Genomic DNA, 18,807 nt, shown 5'->3' on the forward strand with positions numbered 1-18,807 from the left:
GGCTTGTGCGCCTCTGTCTAATCGTTAATATCCCTTTGGCAAGAACTCAGTGATGTCTCTTCCAAAGTTTTTCAGTTCTCTTACAACGCTTGAACTGATACTTTCAAATTGTGGTTCAGCGTAGAAAAAGATGGTTTCAATAGAACTCAAGCGTCGGTTGATATCAGCTTGTTCGCGCTCATATTCAAAGTCTTTTATACTACGTACACCCTTAATGATATATTCGGCGCCCTCTCTTCGTGCAAAGTCGATGGTGAGGTCGCAGTATGCCTTTACTTCAATCTTTGCCTCGTCAGCATAGAGTCGTGCTATGCGCTCGGTCCGTTCCTCCGCACTGAGCATGCACTTCTTCCGCTCATTGATACCAACACCAATCACAACCTTGTCAAAGAGTGGCAAGGAGCGGCGTACAATAGCGTCATGTCCTATTGTAAATGGATCAAAGCTTCCAACGAATATACCTATTTTCATTTGATTTTACCTTCTATATATTCCAAAGGAGTTACAACACTTATCTCACTGGTAGCAAAATCTTTCTTGTTTCTTGTGACAATGATATCAGCATTTGCATTAAGAGCAGCAAAGTATTGCATTGCATCTTCAAAATCATTCCAATTAGCAGTGATAGTAGCATCTATTGCAGGTGCTCCCATACCGATAATTTCAAAACAATCTCTAATAGCAGAGAATGTTGCTATAAAGCCCCTATTCCCTAAGGATTTTCTTTCGATATAACAAGCATTTACAACTGATAGGTCACTCAACAAAAGTTCGTCTCCATTGTTAATAACCATACTTGCCACTTTCAGTGCATTCTGTGTGAACTCACCTCTTGCCTCAAGAAGATCTATGATAATATTGGTATCTAAGAAGATTCTCATAAGTGTTTTGTTCTTAGATACTCTTCTTTTGCTTATTTCCAGCTTTCTAAATGACTGTTTGGCAGTTTACCAGCGATGGATTGAAGCAACTCTATTGCTTTTTTCCTTTTCTCTGGTGTGTTTAAGTCTGGCTTTTTATCGTTCTCTGTATGAGAGTTGATTTGACTTATAGTCCATCCCATCTTTTGTGCTAACATCTCCAAGAAGGCGTTGTCTGCACTTGGAATATTTATGGTCCTATTCATAATTATACCTCCTTATTTTCTGCAAAAGTACTCTATTTCTGTTATATAACCAAAAAAGCTGGGGGATTATTTCCCACCAGCTATTCCTTGAATATCCTGTAGAGAGATATTACCAAGTAGGTTGATAATTGTAATTTCATTGCGTTCTATGGCGAGTAGGGCAAACTCATTCTTTCCATTCGGGTAATGCCGCTCGTAGATAGTAGTATGTTCGCCCCCCTCATTGACTTGCATTACAATCGAATACTTTTGTTGATTGAAGATGTTTTGGGCAGACTTCTTGATAGAAGGAATCAGTGAAGGACGCTCGCAGGAGAGTATCTGCAGATAATCGAGACGGCCTGCAACCTTGCTGATATCCTTGTTACCTGCTTTCACATTGCCCATCATTCGCATCATATTATGTGATATGTAGACAGTGGAGACACCATCTGTTTCGCTGTATTTTTCGAACAATGCCTTTTGGGCAAATGCCGTTATACAGGCTATCATAGTCATACAAAGCGTTAAAATAATTCTCTTCATAATCTAATCCCTTGTTTTATTAGTGATGTTCTCGGTAGCGTCAATACCCTTATTGAGCGTCTTTGAGAATTTCATCAGTGCTTTTGACGTTTCGGCGTAAGCGTCTTTAGCGTTAGTATAGGTATCCTGTTCAGTTTGTGGAGACTTATTCTCGTTTTGGTAAACGATAGCTCCTGCAGCAAAGAGAAGCAACAAACTGGCTGCTATCCCTACTACCCAGCGCAGGTTGATATGCCTTATCGCACGACGATTAGTGACTTCTAAGGTGTTCCACTGGCTAATCTGGCGACTGAGTCGCTCTTCCATCCCTGCTGGTGTAGGGCATTCTGATGACTGAAGAGCCGTAAAGAAGAAGCGTTCCTCCGTCAAACTGGCATCGATATCACTGCCGTTGAAGTAGGTGCGCAGCGTCTTCTCCTCCTCTTCGGTGGTCATCCCATCGTAGTATCGGTCAAGTAAACGCTTTATTTCTTCAGTCTTTATCATATCTCATTGCTTTTATCTGTTCTCTAATCTTCTTTCGGGCACGGCTGAGAATACTTCTTATATTCACCTCCGTAAGCCCTGTTTCGATGCTGATTTCCTCAAAACTGCGCTCTTCTATGTCGCGCATCAGCATGATTCTTGCCTGTGGCTCGGGCAGATGGGTAATCAACTGCCTTACGCGTTGGTATTCGTCAGCTTCCTCTAATTGCTTACTTATGTTCTGTGAGGAGCTTACTTGCAGACTTCCCACGTCTTTGTCGACTTCTTGAAGGTGTCTTGCTCTCATCTTGTCATAGAAGATTCTGCGTAGTACTGTTATACTATAAGCCTCGGGATTGTCCACCTTTTCTATTTTATCACGCTGCATCCAGAGTTTTAGGAAGGTTTCTTGCACCATATCCTCAGCAGCTTGAGCGTTGCTCATCAGCCTATATGCCACCGAAAAGAGTTTCCGATGGCAGGGTAGGAATAGCTGTTTAAAATCGCTTGCTTGCATAGGCAGATGTGCGCTTTAGACAATAATCGGCTATGATGTAAGGTTGTCCGCCCTATAACTTATAGCTTTTCAGATTCTTCTTGTTGGTACTTTCTTTCACAACAGAGTCGACATCGTTAGGACTTATCTTACCCTTAATCCGCACAATGGCACCATCTTGTTTGTCAATAGCAAGGATGAGCACTTCACGAATGCACCCTTTCTTTTCTTTGAGGTAAACATAATTAGTCTCATCTGCCTGCTTATTGTAGATGATTGGCGTATATCCCTTAGGATGGAAGGTCTGAACCGTGTTTCTAAAACGACTTTTTACAATCGAATCACAGTCGTCAAAGACAAGTATACGAAAGGATGACACCGCTTTCAGAGCCTTGGAATCGTCCGAATGGCTTTTAGCAAGCACCTTCAAGAACGACATTAAGGCAGGTGTTATATGAAGGTGAATAACGTTTTTCTCGTGCCTATATTGCTCAATCAGCCCTTTTACGCTCTGCGCTGAGGCTGATAATGTACTGAGAGCAAGGATGCTTATGATGATAAACCGTTTCATAATGTGTCTTTGTTTACTTGGTTTGTGACTTTACGACATCATCTATATTAGAAGGATTGATATGTCCTACGATATTGATGAGTGAGCAGTCTTCTTTGTCCATAGCGAAGACAACAAGGCTCTGCACTTCCTTCTCGTTGCCTTTAATGAAGATTCTGACCTTTTCGCCGTCCTCATTTGCCTTCACCATAGGTTCATATCCCTGTGTTTCCAGCTTACTGATACGGTTGTATAAGCCGTCTTTAATCTTTTGATTAGCCTTCTCGAAAGTTAAAATTTGCAGTCCGTCGATTTGCTCAGCGAGTGCATTAGCAGTCTCGTCGTCGGCAGCCTTCAATCCAAGCTTTATGAGTGTCTTAGGCAAGTTGACGTAAGTGACGTTGTTTCCACTCTTAAACTCTTTGATAATAGACTCTACCTCATCATTTATTGGTTGTGTGATGAGCGTCGTTGGGTTGGCTTTTACGGTGCAGCTTGAGCATAGAATAGCTACAGCGAATGCGATAGTAAAGATTGTTGTTCTCATTGTCTTGATAATTAATTAGGTTGGTGATTCAGTTTCTGTTCACATCTATAAAGACGGAAGATAGGACAGATTTGTGGCAAAGAAATGTCTTTTTTTTCAGTATTAGCTACTTTTATGGTATTAAGATCCTATGCTAAAAGATGATAACAACCGCCAGCCATAGCTCTAATAACCCCTTTCATTTCCAGCGTAAAGAGGATTCCTGTGAGCCTTGCGATAGGAATATTCGCTTGAATCGACAAGAGATTAATCTGCAAGTCATTGTTTTTAGCGAGCACGCGAACGATAGCTTCCTCTTCTGAAGACAAATCAGGGAAAAGCGTTCGTTCAATTCCTCGTTGTTGTGCCTGCTCCAATTTGATAGCATCATCCCATCCCATCGCCTTCACAAAGTCTGTTGCTGATGTGATGAGAGCTGCACCATTGTCACGAATAAGGTTATTACAGCCCTCGCTATAATCCGAATGAACAGCGCCAGGGAAGGCAAATACTTCCCGTCCATAGCTACGAGCGATACTGCAGGTGATAAGTCCTCCACCCTTCGCAGCCGATTCTACGAGGATAGTTGCATCAGCACAACCTGCCACGATACGGTTACGTTGTACGAAGTTGCGGGCAACGGGCTGCGTATGCGTGGTATATTCCGACAGTAATCCACCTTGTTTAATCATCTTTAAAGCTGTATCTCTGTGTCCACGAGGGTAGATATCATCGAGTCCATGAGCCAATACTCCTACAGTTTCAAAGCCATTCTCCAAGGCTGCTCGATGTGCATGGATATCTACTCCGTAAGCCAGTCCACTTAGGATGAGTACATCTGGGCAAAGTGCTTTTAGTTCTCTGACAAACGAACGGATAATATCTTGCCCGTAGGTGGTGCAGTGTCGTGTACCGATAATATTGATAACGTGTCGATTGTTAAGGTCTGCATTACCGAGATAATAGAGTAGGATAGGAGCATCTGGACACTCCTTGAGCCGCTGTGGATAGCGTTCATCATTCATACAGATAGGCTCAATGTTATGCAGACGGTCGTATTCCAATTCTTGTTCAGCCCATTCTCTCAGGCTGTCAACATCTTTCAGTGCTTGTATGAGATGCGTTGAGGCTTCAGGAAGAATCTCTCTGATGTCTCTTTTATGTTCTATGACAGCCGTGGCAGAGCCAGCTCGCTTGTAAAGTTCAGCCAATTCGCTGAGGTTAAAGCGAGTAAGTCGGGTTAGTAAGATTGAGTTTAAGGATTCCATGGTGTAGGTAATGATCAGTAGTAGCTCCCTACCTTCCTTAGAAGAGAGGAAGGTTTAGGGAGTAGATAGACTTTTACAATACTCTTGCAAACGCTTCGTCATATTCCTTGCTACTGCCCAATCTACCATTAATGAGTGTCACAAGGTCTACATCTGCATGGAAACAGAGGCGTTCGTCACTGGCACGGAAGAGGTCGTGAGAGAACACCCAGCGTAGTCCATTCTTCTTTAATGACATGCGTGAGATAATCTCGTCGTCGCAGGTAAATGGCACTTTATAAGTGAGTTGCATACGTGCTACAACGGCGTCAACGCCTTTTTCGTGAAGTTCAGAGAAGCTAACGCCTAATGATTTGAGGAATCTATGGCGTGTATGCTCGGTGTAATGCAGGTAGTTTGCATTGTTAACGATACCTTGGATGTCGCACTCATAGTCGCGAACATCCAGTCTTGTCTCAAAGATGTATTTCTTCTTTTCCATAATCTATTTTGTTTTTAGGATTTTATTGAGCTTATTAGGCCTATTAGCCTTATATGCCCCATTAGCCTAATTATCCCAATTCTCTTAACCCTTTAATTGATGAATTCCCCTTCAGATACTCATAACCAATCCTACAGCGGAGGCAGTCTTTTCGGTCACAATACTCCTTCTTTAGTTGTATAAGGGCTTGCGAATCACCCGCAGTCTCTACCATTAGCCCCACTTCCTTCCACATTCTAACGATGTGATTCTCCTCTGCTTTCAAGGTTTCGAGGAAGTCGAAGGCACGTTCACAGTACTTTTCCGAGTTCTTATGTTTGCCGTATGCGAAGAGGATAGGCGCAACGGTGTTGATAATCTGTAGATTCAACGATGCTGCTGATAGTTTCTTCTCGCTCTTTGCACTCTCTTCACCAAAGACATAATGTGTCTCCCAGTAGTGTGTCACCTGTGTTGCCAAGAGTTCTCTCACCTGCTTAACGCTCTCACACTCCAACAACTGAGACAATCCTGCCCGCTGTTCATAGTAGAGGTGAGCGAGCTGTGCGATACGGATATGCGGAAAGTTCTGCGGCCGTAGGCGGAGGAATCGCCATTGATTGGCATCCATTGCTTGTAGTCCAAACTTATGTGCTAAGTACTGATATTCGCTTTTCAGCTCTGTGAGATAGCTGTCGTTCAGTGCCTGCTGTTGATATCGTTCTGGGATAGCTGCTATATCTAACAATCCAGCTTGCCCCAAGAAGAGAGCTTCAATCTGCATGAGATTGTCCCGATGATGTGCCACGCTCTGCAAAGGAATTAGCTTAGCCCATGTCTCGAAAGCGTCTCCATTGATGCCGAAACCATAGTTGCGAGCAAGTGTAACGAAGTAGGCTGCTTCCCAAGAGCCGTCACAGTCCTTCACTCGTTGGGCTATCGCCTCTGTCTTCTGTTCCAACCTTTCAGTCTGTAAGGCACTCATCCACGAATGAACCATTAGTTTTGAAAGACTCGGAATGATACGATAACAAGCCGGATATTCGTCTGTTGTGAGTAGTTCTTCGTAATGTTCTCGCACAGCCGTCGGCACTTGCAGTCGCATCTGTGGCGGATAATCGCCCCTTCGTGTCTTAACATCAACGTCGATAGACTCAGCCACGTGCAGGATAACATTGTTATAGTTCGGGTCGCGGTCGTGTCTGTGTAGAAACCAATCGGAGGCACGGTCGTGTATCTCCACATTCCCCACCCACAGCGTACCGCCTATCTTCACCTTTGCATTGAAGAAGTCAGGCCCAGCGTTGTGATTATGTAGTCCAGTGTCAATGACCTCCACCTCTTGTCCGTCAGTGGTTTTAAGTCCCGTCAACGGAAACAGCTTATGTTTCCATACGTAGTGGATGAGTTGTTCCATAAAAGATTCTTGGTTTGTAACAGTACGCAAATATACAAAGAAAATGATAAAACTAATAGTATTATCTGTGTATTTTTCTTATTATTTTGTACTACAGTTTCTCACTTCTTAGTACTCCGCACCAGTGGTGTTAAGCCTTCGCACTATTGGTGTTGAGCCTCCGCACCAGACGTGCGGGGCGTCAACACATCAATAGAAAATGAGAAGATAGGTTGCATCTTGCCTATTGCTCTATACGTAAAAGTCATCTGTTGACTTGTCAATACCTTATTTAAAAATACGTGAACTTATTTTGTATTATGCCGTAAATCAGCTACCTTTGCAATGTTTTAATTCAGATTAATTATGAAAATAGCATTGATAGGCTATGGCAAGATGGGGCATATGATAGAACAGATAGCCCTTGAGCGTGGCCACGAAATCGTAAGTATTATTGATGTAGACAATATAGAGGACTTTGATTCTCCTGCATTTGCATCGGCTGATGTAGCTATTGAATTTACGAATCCTACGGCTGCTTTTGCCAATTATCAGCGTGCCTTTGCACACAATGTGAAGGTTGTTAGCGGCTCTACGGGCTGGATGCAGGACCATAAGGCAGAGGTTGAGCGTATGTGTACGGAAGGTGGACAGACCTTGTTCTGGGCAAGTAACTTCTCTATTGGCGTTGCTATTTTCTCAGCTGTCAACCGTTATTTGGCAAAGATAATGAATGGTTTCCCACAGTATAACGTTGAGATGGAGGAGGTACACCATGTGCACAAACTCGATGCACCATCTGGAACAGCCATAACCCTTGCAGAAGAGATTATCAAAGACCTCGATCGGAAAGATAAGTGGGTTAAAGGCTTCCAACACGCTGCCGATGGTACGGAGTCAGGTAGTAACAAGGTTGCTCCTAACGAACTTCCTATTGCCTCTATTCGACGTGATGAAGTGCCTGGTATTCATAGCATCAGTTATGACTCAGAGGCAGACAAGATTACCATTACTCACAATGCTCACAGCCGTAAAGGCTTTGCATTGGGTGCCGTCTTAGCAGCTGAATATACCAAAGAGCATACCGGATTGCTTACTACAAGCGATTTATTTAAGTTTTAATGTTGGGTGTTAAGTGGTAGGTGTTGGGTGTTGATGGTTACTAATAATACTTTATAATAAAGCTGAAGGTAACGCACAATAGAGGAGACAGTTCTTCGTAACACCCTTTCACCAACTGATATTTAATAACAAACATACCGACATAATTCATTATTCAACATTTATCACCACAATATATAGTATGATAGACAAAGAGAAAGTAGCCCTGAATCCTAAGAAGCAATGGGCAAAGTTTATTTGTGTTCTTGTTCTCTACCTCCTTTTCCTGTTCTGGGTAAAGAGTTGGTGGGGATTATTAGTCGTTCCATTTATCTATGACGTATATATCACAAAGAAGATTCGTTGGAAGTGGTGGGAGGACTCTGAGGGTCCTATCCGCTTCGTTATGGGATGGGTAGATGCACTGGTATTTGCATTGGTAGCAGTCTATTTCATCAATCTGTTCTTCTTCCAGAACTACGTTATCCCTTCTTCTTCCCTTGAGAAGTCACTCCTTACGGGCGATTACCTCTTTGTTTCGAAGGTAAGTTATGGTCCTCGTATTCCTGAGACACCATTGACAATGCCGCTGACACAGCACACTTTACCAATTATCAATACTAAGAGCTATATCTCTTGGCCACATTGGGACTATCGTCGTGTGAAGGGTTTGGGTAAGGTACAGCTCAATGATATCGTTGTATTCAACTTCCCTGCAGGTGATACTATCATGAGTGAGCCTGCTTATCAGGGCAATGACTACTACCATGATGTCTATACATTGGGTACGAACTTCCTCGCACAACAGAATCCTAATATCAATCTGTCGGCGATGAACACACTCCAACAGCGTGCTTTTTTTGATAAGGCATACGCTACGGGTAGAGCTTATATTGTGAGAAATGTAGGTACCTACGGAGCGTTGGATTGGCGTCCTACTGACCGTCGTGAGAACTATGTGAAGCGTTGTGTAGGTCTTCCTGGACAGACCTTGCAGATTAAGGACAAGATTGTTTATGTTGACGGAAAGGCAAATAAAGAGCCAGAGAAAGTCGAATATACCTATTTTATTAAGTTTAAAAACATCGCTGTTTCTGATTTCATAGGAGAACGTTACGACGAACTTCGTAAGGATTTAGAAATCAGTGATGAGGATGTACAGACGCTCAGTCTTCTGAAAGGATATGACTTGAGCCAAGGTAAAGTGCTTAATAAGGATATTCTGTCTTATGATGGTTATATGCCATTGACAAAACGAGCCGTTGCTGAGCTGAAGCGTCAGGGGCTTGTACAGTCTATCCGTCCGGTAACAGATAGAGATCTCTACTCTGGTCCGTATTATCCACTCAATGGTTTTACTGGCTGGACACGCGATAACTATGGTCCTATTTGGATTCCAGCAAAGGGTAAGTCGATTAAGTTGACATTAGAGAACCTCCCTGTTTATGAGCGTTGTATCAAGGTATATGAGGGCAACGACTTACAGGTTAAGAATGGAAAGATATATATCAACGGTAAACTATCTAATAGCTACACCTTTAAGATGGACTATTACTGGATGATGGGTGATAACCGTCATAACTCTGCTGACAGCCGTTTTTGGGGCTTTGTGCCAGAGGATCATGTCGTTGGTAAGCCAATCTTCATCTGGTGGTCAAGTGATCCAGACCGCAAGGGCTTTAGAGGAATCCGTTGGCACAGACTGTTTAACTGGGTGGATAATATAAAGTAGGTGCCTCAAAGGACCTTCCCAAGCCCCTCCAAAGGAGGGGATGTGCAAGTTACCAATGTTTGGTAAACGTTACACATCCCCTCCTTTTTTGTCATTGTTCAATCATATTATACGTAAAACTGTTATGGCATATTCTGACAATAACAACATCTTCAGTTCTAATAATAGCAACATCAGTAACTTAACATCCTCTCCTTCTGAGGGACTTGGTGAGGTCTTGCTCTCCTCTGCTTACTTTGCGCCCATTCAATGGTATCAGAAACTGAATCGCTATGACAGCTGTCTGATAGAGCAACACGATAACTTTGTTAAGCAGACCTATCGTAATCGTTGTGTAATCGCTTCTGCAAATGGTCCACAAACCCTCTCTATTCCTGTAGAGAAGTTTGAGAGTCTGAAGTGTCCGATGAAGGATGTGCGTATCAGCGACCACGATAACTGGCGTCACCAGCACTGGAACGCATTGCTGTCGTCTTATGGTGAGAGTCCGTTCTTTGAATATTATGAAGACGATATACGCCCATTCTTCGAGCGAAAATGGACGTATCTCTATGATTTCAACTGGGAGATAACGCTGAAAATGTGCGAACTCATCGACATTATGCCTTGTATGCGTCGCACAGATGCCTATCTGATGGATATTCCCGATGGAACCCTTGATTTCAGAGAGATAATCCGTCCGAAACGACCGGGCGTTGATACCGACTTTGTACCTCGTCGTTATTATCAAGTTTATCAACAGAAGTTTGGCTTCCTGCCTAACCTTAGTATTCTTGATTTGCTTTTCAACGAGGGTAATGAGAGTGTACTATACTTATAAGAGGTCGTAAATGCAGTGTTTCTTAGGCTGTAATAATCCCTTTTTATCTCTCTTCTCAATTCTTTAAAAGGTATGTTTTGCGAATTATTTCCATGAAAAAAAGAAATTATTTACGTGAAAAGAAATATTTATTTTCATGAAGAAAAATATTTATTTTCATGAAAATAATTCAATAAAGGCGTAGAGTAGTTGTCTTAGAACAGCTCTACGCCTTTTGTTTTTAGCCTTTTCAGCGTTTTATTTTGTACCTTCTTAAAACAAAATAGAGGGGAGCTTGGATTATAACTGTCCAGCCTCAACCTGCAAGACAATGCGCTCTACAAGTCTGTCAGCTCCATTTGGCTCGTAGCGTTTCTTCAAACTACTACCGAAAGCCCAGGCAAAGGCTTGATAGAAACCTGCTCGCACAGGACCGAGGAAAGCCTGTACCAGTTCGTAGGAAGTCGAATTACACTCTCGGTCGATAAGCTTGATAAGCAACTTACCTTGGGTGAATGTTAGCTTCTTCATACGTGGCTTATAGGTGTTCCAGATTTCTTTCTCCACCTTCTTCATGTGTTCGTCACGCTCTTTCTTAGTAGGAATAGTCTCAAGATAAGCACCTGTTTCCAGAATAATCTGGTTACACTCCTTGGCGATTGGAAGTACCTTTTTGATGTTATAAACCAATCGATAGTAGGCTGTTTCCTGCGATTTATTCTTGAATTCAAGTGGTGGGAAGACGTAAACCTTGCTCGTTCTGACATATTGAATGCTGTCAGCGCCTACCTTTGCCTTACCGATGTGAACCATAGGCACAAACGTCGGAGAGTCCATATCTACCACACGATCCTCGGGGTTGATATGGTCTTGCGCTGTTGCAGCTGTAGAAAGCAATAGTAGCGTTCCAAGTGTGAAAAGCAATCGTTTACTCATAACTGATTCATAATCCAACTTCTCGTTGGGTACAGTTTATTTTCTGCAAAAGTAGCGATTATTTCTGAAGTGTGTTAGGAATTTAATAATAATTTGTCATTTGCCCTCATTAATTGTCTTTATATATTGATTTTAGTCCCGATAAAGGCAACTACTCCATGACTATCTTTGGGTTATGAGATAGGATAGAAAACTATACTTTTTGTCGTATTTATAGGACTTATCCTATGCTTTTACATATCAATATGTCAGCTTTATATCATCTTGATTTCATATACTCCTTTCTTTAGCTTGCTTTATGACGCTAAAGAAAGTTAAACGCCTTATATTTATGTAGGGTATTTGTAAAAGCTATCAATATTTTTTCTACTTTTGTGAAACAAACCATAGCGCAGAACATAACACTTTTGGAAGCGGTTTATTACGCTCGTTGTAGCTGGCTTACTTCGGTTTAACCTGTAACGTGAAGTTTCTGGAGTGTGACTACATTCTGTGTCAGTTTATTTTATCGTCAGAGTTTATCCTTAAAAAAGAACGAAATAAAACATATATCATGATGAAGAAGACACTACTATGTAGCTGCCTATTTGCATTTTCTTTGGGTGTACAGGCGCAAGATAACCATGGGTATGGGGTAGACGACTGTCAGTTTAAGTCACTTGCAGAAGAGGTGGCACACTTAAAGAAAAGCAACGATATGTTTAATGTCTATATTAACTATGCTGCCAGTGTACAGGCTGTATCGGATGAAAGACATGAATGGAGTGCAGGCTTTAAGAATAAACACCTTCGTCTTGAAGTCAAGGGTAATCTAACAGATAAGCTCTACTACCGTTTTTGCTATCGTTTGAACAAGTCGAATGTGGCAAGTAGTGAGGATAACTTTGCGCGATCAACTGATGTTATGATGATGGGTTATAAGTTTTCTGATAAGCTTTCGGTTGAAGCAGGTAAGATCTTTCAGCCTTTTGGCGGTTTTGAAGTGGATGAAAATCCTGTCTATATCTATGAGTTCTCTGACTTAACGGGAGGGCTGGAGTGCTATTTAGGAGGCGCTGTAGTAGCTTATAAACCTATTCCTACTCAAGAGATTGTCGTCGGTGTGACGAATGCGCATAATGATAAGTTTGCTGATGTGTATGGTGATAATTCCATAGCAATCGAAGGTGATGGTACACATAGTAGGAGATTGGAGAAGTCGCGCATCCCACTTGGTTATAGTTTGGCTTGGAATGGTAGTTTCTTAAACGATAAAATCCTCACCCGATGGTCATGGGGAATAGAGTCTGAGGCACGGCATAAGCATAGTCGTATGCTCATTTTTGGACAGAAATTGAACTTAGAACGACTGCAATGGTACTTCGATTATATGTCGCAGAACGATGGCGTCGACCGCTTAGGCTTAGCATCAGACGAGCTGAGGGGCTTTTTCCCAAGTAGTGGAAATGATGTGTGGATGAGTGATATACATTATAATTCATTTATAACAAAGCTCAATTGGCAGTTTGTTCCACGTTGGAATCTGATGTTTAAGGGTATGTATGAGACGGCAAGTGTCACAAAGATTGACCGTTTTAAGGACTTCCGTAAGAGCTATGGCTATGTTGGCAGTGTGGAGTATTATCCTATTAAGGGGCAAGACCTGCGTATCTTCTTAGCCTATGTGGGTAAGAAAGTTACTTATAAGGAGGGTGTTGGCTTGGATAAGTATAATACTAATCGCATCGAGTTGGGCTTTAAGTACAGAATCAAAGCTTATTAAAAGTAGGAAAAGAAAAGGATAGGAAAGATACTGAGGGGTGTAGAAGGGGTTGGAACTCTTCACGAAAAAAAGTAAGTATACGCGCTATAAGTCGGATAGAAAAGTCAGATAATTGTCGTAGAAACTTCATGAATCAGTGTTTTGAAACATCCTAATACATAAAAGAAAATAAATCATTCTCTTCTCGTTAGTGAAAGAGATCAACGCTAACTTTATCAAAATAGAATCATGGAAGAAAAGAAATTTCGTGTAGAAAGCGACCTCTTAGGTGAGCTTCAAGTTCCAGAAGAGGCTTATTATGGTGTGCAGACACAGCGTGCCATCAACAACTATCACATTTCACGCAAGCGTATGTGTGATTATCCAGACTATGTTGTTGCGATTGCTTACGTCAAATTGGCTGCTGTAGAAACCAACCGTCAGCTCGGTGAAATCAGTGATGAAGTGGCTGATGCGATGGCACAAGCATGCCGTGAGCTTATTGATGGTAAGATGCACGAGAACTTTGTGACCGATATGGTACAAGGAGGTGCGGGCACATCTGTTAACATGAATGCCAATGAGGTGATTGCCAACCGTGCTTGTGAGATTATGGGTCACAAGAAAGGTGAGTTCCAGTACTGCTCTCCTAACGATCATGCTAACTGCGGTCAGTCAACGAATGATGTTTATCCAACTACCATTCGTCTGACACTTATCCTACTGAATAAGAAACTTGTGACTTCTTTGAGCGAACTCATTGCTGCTTTCCGTAGAAAGGGTGAGGAGTTTAAGCACGTTATTAAGATGGGTCGTACACAGCTTCAAGATGCTGTCCCTATGACAAGTGGTCAGGAGTTTAATGCCTTTGCCAATACATTGGAAGAAGAGATTGCCAACCTTAATCGTAACGCTGCACTCTTGCATGAAATCAATATGGGTGGTACTGCTATTGGAACGGGTCTGAATGCTGCTCCTGGCTTCCCAAAGATTTGTGCTGAAAAGCTAAGCGAATTGACTGGTATGGACTTCATTGCAGGTGCCGACCTTGTTGAGGCTACCCCTGATACCGGTGCTTACGTAAGCTATTCAAGTGCTTTGAAGCGTTTGGCTGTTAAGCTTTCTAAGATTTGTAACGACCTTCGTTTGTTGGCTTCTGGTCCTCGTTGCGGTCTGAACGAAATCAATCTCCCACCGATGGCACCGGGTTCAAGTATCATGCCGGGTAAGGTGAACCCTGTTATTCCAGAGGTAACCAACCAGACTTGTTTCAAAGTTATTGGTAATGATACAACCGTTATGATTGCTGCTGAGGCTGGACAGCTGCAGCTGAACGTGATGGAACCAATCATTACAGAGTGTCTTATTGAAGACCTTACTTGGTTGCCAAATGCTATGGACACGCTGCGTGAGAAGTGTATTGACGGTATCACGGTGAATAAGGACCGCTGTCTCGAGATGGTGAAACACTCTATCGGTATTGTTACAGCACTCAACCCATACATCGGATATAAGAATAGCACGAAGATTGCTAAGGAAGCTCTTGCAACAGGTGGCTCTGTTTATGACCTTGTACTTGAACATAAGTTGCTTTCTAAGGAGAAACTTGATGCTATCTTGTCACCAGAGCATATGCTTGCACCAGAGGCAAGAGTGAAGTAAAAAAGCTTTTTATGTTCGTGTTGATAAGCAGTAAAATGCTGCTTTTCGCATACTAACTATAATGAAGATGCTGTATCCACACGTTGGATATGGCATCTTTCTTTTTATGGTGGCTGTGGTAATTGCCTAATATCCCACTGATATGATGTTCTCTACAACTTAAAACCACTGTGTTCTATTGTCCCTTTTCTCCTTATAGATATGCTTTGACGTTTTTCATGATGAAAAAGAATTGAATTAGATGTGGAGAATCCCCCCTTTTCTTTGCTCTATCTTGTAGAGTTTTGTATCGTTCTGTTTGTCCTAATTTTTCACATATTAAATTTTAAAAGACCACCAAATGGCTTGTAAATAACGCCCTTTTGGCTTGCAAAAGATGCTCTTTAGCAACGTTACTAACGCCCTTTTGAACCCTTATTAAGCACCTTTTAAAATCTACCTTTGTAACTATTTGATAATAAACGACTTGTAAAAGGACTACAATAACTCGCTTTTAAGCTGTTTTCCCACCTTTTCTTTGAATATTTTGTCAATATATTTCTTTGCCTTTTTGCGTAAATTCCACATGGAGTCAGAGATTATGGAGGTTTTATTCTACCATGATAGGAACATCAAATATCATTTGAGTTCTTGTAACTCTTGATATACTTCCCTTTCTCAAAGTAATGAAAACTTGCGTAGTTCAGTTCTTTGTCTGTATGTCCGGTCAAGGGAAAATAGAATTGTTCAACGTATTTTGCCCTCCATTTAGTCGGGAACTGCTTTGTATCAATCATCAGCATAGGGAATGTAGTATGCTTTTGTTTGAAAATGTCATCATATATATTCGATATGACAAGGACGTTAATTCCCTTGTCTTTGCATTGAGATACTAAGGCTGCAGGTGACACACAATAGGTAGAATGACAGAAAGGAGTATAATTATATAGCAATACTTTATCGTGTGTTTCGATATATTGTTTTACCTGATTAAGGCTGACTTTATATACTTTTGAGAAGTCATGAATGTCATCAATGTTTTCTTCAAGCGTTATAACTCTCTCCTTTTGTGCATCTGATAGATGGGAATAGCCTGAGGTTAAGCCTGCAATTTGGCATGATGTCAGTCCCAAGAGTATTAAAGCTGATAGAAATAAATGTTTCATAAGGTAGATTTAATTATTCAATAAAATGTGCTACAAAGATAAGGATAAATCATTAGATTATGCAGAAAACCTACCTAACAAGTTCTTTTAATACCACTTCTTGTTCTCTATAGAAGCTCTTTTCATCGGCTTCTGATACAGGGTTAATCTCCTCTAAACTCGCAGCAAGGTTCTGCATCTCCCATGTAATGGAATAGCCTAACTGCTTACGCATGGCAATACATTTATCTAATTCGTAGCGGGCGCGGGCTTTGTCCTTTCTGAAGAGTAAGCCAGCAAGGGTAAAACGCATACGTTGGCGGAACTTTTCCTCTCGTTGTACGGAGATAGCTTTACAGAGAAGTGCAATCTTGTAGCGTTCGTCATCAATGAGTTCTGACAGTTCATAAAAAAGATAGGACTGTCGATGGTTCTTGATAAGGTGGGTGTAAATATTGATAGCCTTATCTTTTTTGCCCATAATTCGATAGACCATCGCTTTGTAACGTTGGTTGTGCATATTGTAAGGACTATGCTTTAGGGCTTCAGCTAATATCGGTGCAGCCTTTAAAGCCATGTCAACAGTAGGCTTACTTTCCACTTCCTTAAATACTTTTCCTACGATACGCATTCCTATTGAGGGAATAGGATGACCGTTGCCTTGCTCCATTGTCCAGTCTTCATCTGTCAGACGGGTGATACCCCATTGTGAGATGAAGTCGAGCATAGAGAATCCTGGATGATGATCGAAGACCAATAGTGAGGCACGCATTAAGGCGCTTTGTCCCTTAAGGTCCTTGTCGTCCATCGTCGGATAGAGTCTTAGCAAACTCTTGAATATCTTATATGCCTCTTCTAACTGACGTTGTTGATAGCGAAGCTTCATCATGTCTACACCTACCCAGAACATAGCTATGGTCGTGTAGTGTCCCTTGTGTACAGCATACATCGGTAGAATGGCAGCGTATGCCTCCTCCGTACGTCCCTGCTTGCGCAGCATAAAGATGTCTCTTATCTCCATCTTTCCAAAATTAAAGAAAGCAGACGCCAAAGCCGAAACAACAGGTTCGTCTTTTAGCGTCTGCTTTTTATTTAATAATTTTCCTTTTCAACCTCAGTTATTACTGATTTGTGACCGTCAAACTTCCAGATGTATCAGGGTTTGGTTTACAAGCCACATTGTTATGTGTCTCGTATTCAAGGATGAAGAAGTTCATCCATGGGCATACATAACCTTCCTTAGAATTGATTTGTGCAGATGGTTCATAATTGGTATTGTCCTTTCTGCGAATCTGAAGCGCAAGTCGTTTATAGTCGAAGTACGTGATTCCCTCGCCCCAGAACTCTATGCGTTTCTGTACCATCAGTTCTTTTATGAAGTCCTCCATAGTGGTGACATTATTTGCCTGATAAGAGTTATCGGTGTAACGATAAGTGTTCATAAAGTTTTTCAGAGCCGTGACACCTGCTGCAACACCATCAAGGTGGGCTGTAGCTTCAATGTCGATAAATACCATTTCTTCCATGCGCATCAAAGGAAGACTGATGAATTGTCCCTCTTGAGTATCAGTGATATTACCCTTTGCAGGACGGAACTTGATGTTAGCATAGGCTGGTAGCTGCTTCCAAGCTTCCTCGTCTAAGAGGGTCAACCTTTCCTTCTTAGTGCCAATGGTGATAGAATCATATTTCTCGTAACCCTCATGTGTACCAGCAGCGGTCGGATCAATCCATGAATAATGGCGCCAGTCACCTTCCGGCATCTTATCATAGAGCGCACTACCAATCATACGAGTAGCACCGTATGCGCCAGCAAGTCCCCAAGTAGTCTCTGATGACATGGTGCTGGTGAAGGTATAGTAGATATAGCTAATTTGCTCACGTGTGGTATAACCTAACTTCCACATCCATGCTTGGTTTTCCTTGTTGAAGCCGTCTTGTGTGCTATGCCACTGTGCTTCGGTAACAGGACTGTAACCACTGGCAGCCTTACGAGCATAGGTGCGTGCCTTCTCATAGCACTCACGAGCTGTGGTTATACCTAACTTATCATACTCAATGCTTGCAGAGTCTTCTGCTGCTATGGCTGTGTTAAGGTCTGCACTACTCTGATCAAAACGACTTGCCATTTCCATCCAAAGGCGTGCCTTGAGTCCATAGACTACACTAAGGTTAGGCAAGTTCTTGTCGGGACGTGTATAATTAGCCAGATACTCCTCGGCATGGTTGAGGTCAGTAAGGATAAAGCGATACATCTTATAGAACGGAGCACGTGGATTGTGGCGTTGCATTTCTTTCGTTGTCTTTTCGGTAACGATAGGAACAGTGAGCCCCCATATCCCATTTTTTGTCGCCTTATCATCCAAACTTGCAATGCCAGTCTTCTTGAATTCGAACTGACGAGCTATGTCAAGATAAGCCATTGCACGATAAGCCAGAGCTATACCTAAGTAGTTTTTAGAGGTTGGTGAGGCTGTGGCAGGATCTACTACACTTGTTACGTTGTTACAGGTAGCAATGAAATCGTAGTAAAAACGATAGGTGTAATAAGCCTTGAAACGGGTGTTGACACCACTTTCCACTGTCGTCCAATAGCTATAGTTACTACTATAAACAGGGAAATCACTTCCTAAGACATCCCTATAGTGCATCTGACAAGGATAACCCCAGTCGTTGATAGGGTCACCAGAACCCCAAGAGTCAAAGGTTATCATATAAGAAAGGATACCATTGATAAGTCCTTCTTGTGAAGAAGGCATCTTTCTTACTTGGTCAGAAGTTAATACTTCCGACGGTTCAATGCTATCGATACAAGAAGTAAAGCCAAAGGTAATAGCAACGATAGCCAACGTTATGATGTGATTTGATATTAAGCGTTTCATAATGACGTACTATTAATG

20 protein-coding genes are annotated in these 18,807 nt (G+C 42.0%); 5 read left to right on the forward strand and 15 right to left on the reverse strand.

The window, feature by feature from the left end; genetic code table 11:
- Window positions 1–24: 24 nt before the first annotated feature.
- From coaD to FIU21_RS12385, 11 genes are all read right to left on the reverse strand, one after another.
- The gene (gene coaD, locus FIU21_RS12335; RefSeq protein ID WP_004358879.1) at window positions 25–471 is read right to left on the reverse strand and encodes a pantetheine-phosphate adenylyltransferase; all 447 of its coding nucleotides are present in this window, start codon (window positions 469–471) and stop codon (window positions 25–27) included.
- Window positions 468–881: a type II toxin-antitoxin system VapC family toxin gene (locus FIU21_RS12340; protein ID WP_004358878.1), complete on the reverse strand. Its 414-nt coding sequence runs from the start codon at window positions 879–881 to the stop codon at window positions 468–470. Before FIU21_RS12340 ends, coaD begins: the two co-directional genes overlap by 4 nt.
- A 32-nt stretch (window positions 882–913) precedes the next feature.
- On the reverse strand, window positions 914–1,126 hold the full coding sequence (locus tag FIU21_RS12345) for a hypothetical protein (protein WP_004358877.1): 213 nt from the start codon (window positions 1,124–1,126) through the stop codon (window positions 914–916).
- Between the two features lie 66 nt (window positions 1,127–1,192).
- A complete protein-coding gene (locus FIU21_RS12350) occupies window positions 1,193–1,651 on the reverse strand; it encodes a DUF4252 domain-containing protein (protein ID WP_004358876.1) in 459 nt (152 codons plus the stop codon).
- Window positions 1,652–1,654: 3 nt separating this feature from the next.
- Complete coding sequence (locus tag FIU21_RS12355; protein ID WP_004358875.1) at window positions 1,655–2,137, reverse strand: PG0215 family putative anti-sigma factor; 483 nt, start codon at window positions 2,135–2,137, stop codon at window positions 1,655–1,657.
- On the reverse strand, window positions 2,124–2,633 hold the full coding sequence (locus FIU21_RS12360; RefSeq protein WP_004358874.1) for a GFO_1088 family ECF-type sigma factor: 510 nt from the start codon (window positions 2,631–2,633) through the stop codon (window positions 2,124–2,126). The genes FIU21_RS12355 and FIU21_RS12360 overlap by 14 nt, the downstream gene beginning before the upstream one ends.
- A gap of 52 nt (window positions 2,634–2,685) precedes the next feature.
- A complete protein-coding gene (locus tag FIU21_RS12365; protein ID WP_004358873.1) occupies window positions 2,686–3,183 on the reverse strand; it encodes a DUF4252 domain-containing protein in 498 nt (165 codons plus the stop codon).
- 13 nt (window positions 3,184–3,196) lie between these two features.
- Window positions 3,197–3,709 (reverse strand): DUF4252 domain-containing protein, encoded by a 513-nt coding sequence (locus tag FIU21_RS12370; protein WP_004358872.1) that lies wholly within the window; start codon window positions 3,707–3,709, stop codon window positions 3,197–3,199.
- Window positions 3,710–3,837: 128 nt separating this feature from the next.
- Entirely contained in the window at window positions 3,838–4,956 is a 1,119-nt protein-coding gene (dprA, locus tag FIU21_RS12375) for a DNA-processing protein DprA (RefSeq protein ID WP_004358871.1), read from the reverse strand.
- Window positions 4,957–5,029: 73 nt separating this feature from the next.
- A complete protein-coding gene (locus FIU21_RS12380) occupies window positions 5,030–5,437 on the reverse strand; it encodes an acyl-CoA thioesterase (protein WP_004358870.1) in 408 nt (135 codons plus the stop codon).
- Window positions 5,438–5,507: 70 nt separating this feature from the next.
- Complete coding sequence (locus FIU21_RS12385) at window positions 5,508–6,833, reverse strand: DUF2851 family protein (RefSeq protein WP_036885736.1); 1,326 nt, start codon at window positions 6,831–6,833, stop codon at window positions 5,508–5,510.
- Between the two features lie 345 nt (window positions 6,834–7,178).
- Between FIU21_RS12385 and dapB the strand changes: the two genes are divergently transcribed.
- From dapB to FIU21_RS12400, 3 genes are all read left to right on the forward strand, one after another.
- A complete protein-coding gene (gene dapB, locus FIU21_RS12390) occupies window positions 7,179–7,934 on the forward strand; it encodes a 4-hydroxy-tetrahydrodipicolinate reductase (RefSeq protein WP_004358868.1) in 756 nt (251 codons plus the stop codon).
- A gap of 181 nt (window positions 7,935–8,115) precedes the next feature.
- The gene (locus FIU21_RS12395) at window positions 8,116–9,645 is read left to right on the forward strand and encodes a S26 family signal peptidase (protein WP_004358867.1); all 1,530 of its coding nucleotides are present in this window, start codon (window positions 8,116–8,118) and stop codon (window positions 9,643–9,645) included.
- Between the two features lie 124 nt (window positions 9,646–9,769).
- Complete coding sequence (locus FIU21_RS12400) at window positions 9,770–10,465, forward strand: WbqC family protein (RefSeq protein ID WP_004358866.1); 696 nt, start codon at window positions 9,770–9,772, stop codon at window positions 10,463–10,465.
- A gap of 279 nt (window positions 10,466–10,744) precedes the next feature.
- Here FIU21_RS12400 and FIU21_RS12405 read toward each other — a convergent pair whose 3' ends face one another.
- Window positions 10,745–11,380: a DUF4294 domain-containing protein gene (locus FIU21_RS12405; RefSeq protein WP_013264107.1), complete on the reverse strand. Its 636-nt coding sequence runs from the start codon at window positions 11,378–11,380 to the stop codon at window positions 10,745–10,747.
- A gap of 556 nt (window positions 11,381–11,936) precedes the next feature.
- Here FIU21_RS12405 and FIU21_RS12410 point away from each other — a divergent pair.
- Window positions 11,937–13,142: a porin gene (locus FIU21_RS12410; protein WP_036885778.1), complete on the forward strand. Its 1,206-nt coding sequence runs from the start codon at window positions 11,937–11,939 to the stop codon at window positions 13,140–13,142.
- A gap of 228 nt (window positions 13,143–13,370) precedes the next feature.
- Window positions 13,371–14,783 carry an aspartate ammonia-lyase gene (gene aspA / locus FIU21_RS12415; RefSeq protein ID WP_004358863.1) on the forward strand — a complete coding sequence of 471 codons (1,413 nt, stop codon included), beginning with the start codon at window positions 13,371–13,373 and terminating at the stop codon, window positions 14,781–14,783.
- Between the two features lie 611 nt (window positions 14,784–15,394).
- Here aspA and FIU21_RS12420 read toward each other — a convergent pair.
- The 3 genes from FIU21_RS12420 to FIU21_RS12430 all read right to left on the reverse strand — a co-directional run bounded on the left by FIU21_RS12420 (window position 15,395) and on the right by FIU21_RS12430 (window position 18,789).
- Complete coding sequence (locus FIU21_RS12420; RefSeq protein WP_004358862.1) at window positions 15,395–15,928, reverse strand: hypothetical protein; 534 nt, start codon at window positions 15,926–15,928, stop codon at window positions 15,395–15,397.
- 70 nt (window positions 15,929–15,998) lie between these two features.
- A complete protein-coding gene (locus FIU21_RS12425) occupies window positions 15,999–16,928 on the reverse strand; it encodes a DUF7017 domain-containing protein (RefSeq protein WP_004358861.1) in 930 nt (309 codons plus the stop codon).
- Window positions 16,929–17,028: 100 nt separating this feature from the next.
- The gene (locus FIU21_RS12430; RefSeq protein WP_036885735.1) at window positions 17,029–18,789 is read right to left on the reverse strand and encodes a RagB/SusD family nutrient uptake outer membrane protein; all 1,761 of its coding nucleotides are present in this window, start codon (window positions 18,787–18,789) and stop codon (window positions 17,029–17,031) included.
- Window positions 18,790–18,807 lie beyond the last annotated feature (18 nt).

The sequence above is a fragment of the Prevotella melaninogenica genome, assembly GCF_013267595.1.
GTDB classification, from domain to species: domain Bacteria; phylum Bacteroidota; class Bacteroidia; order Bacteroidales; family Bacteroidaceae; genus Prevotella; species Prevotella melaninogenica_D.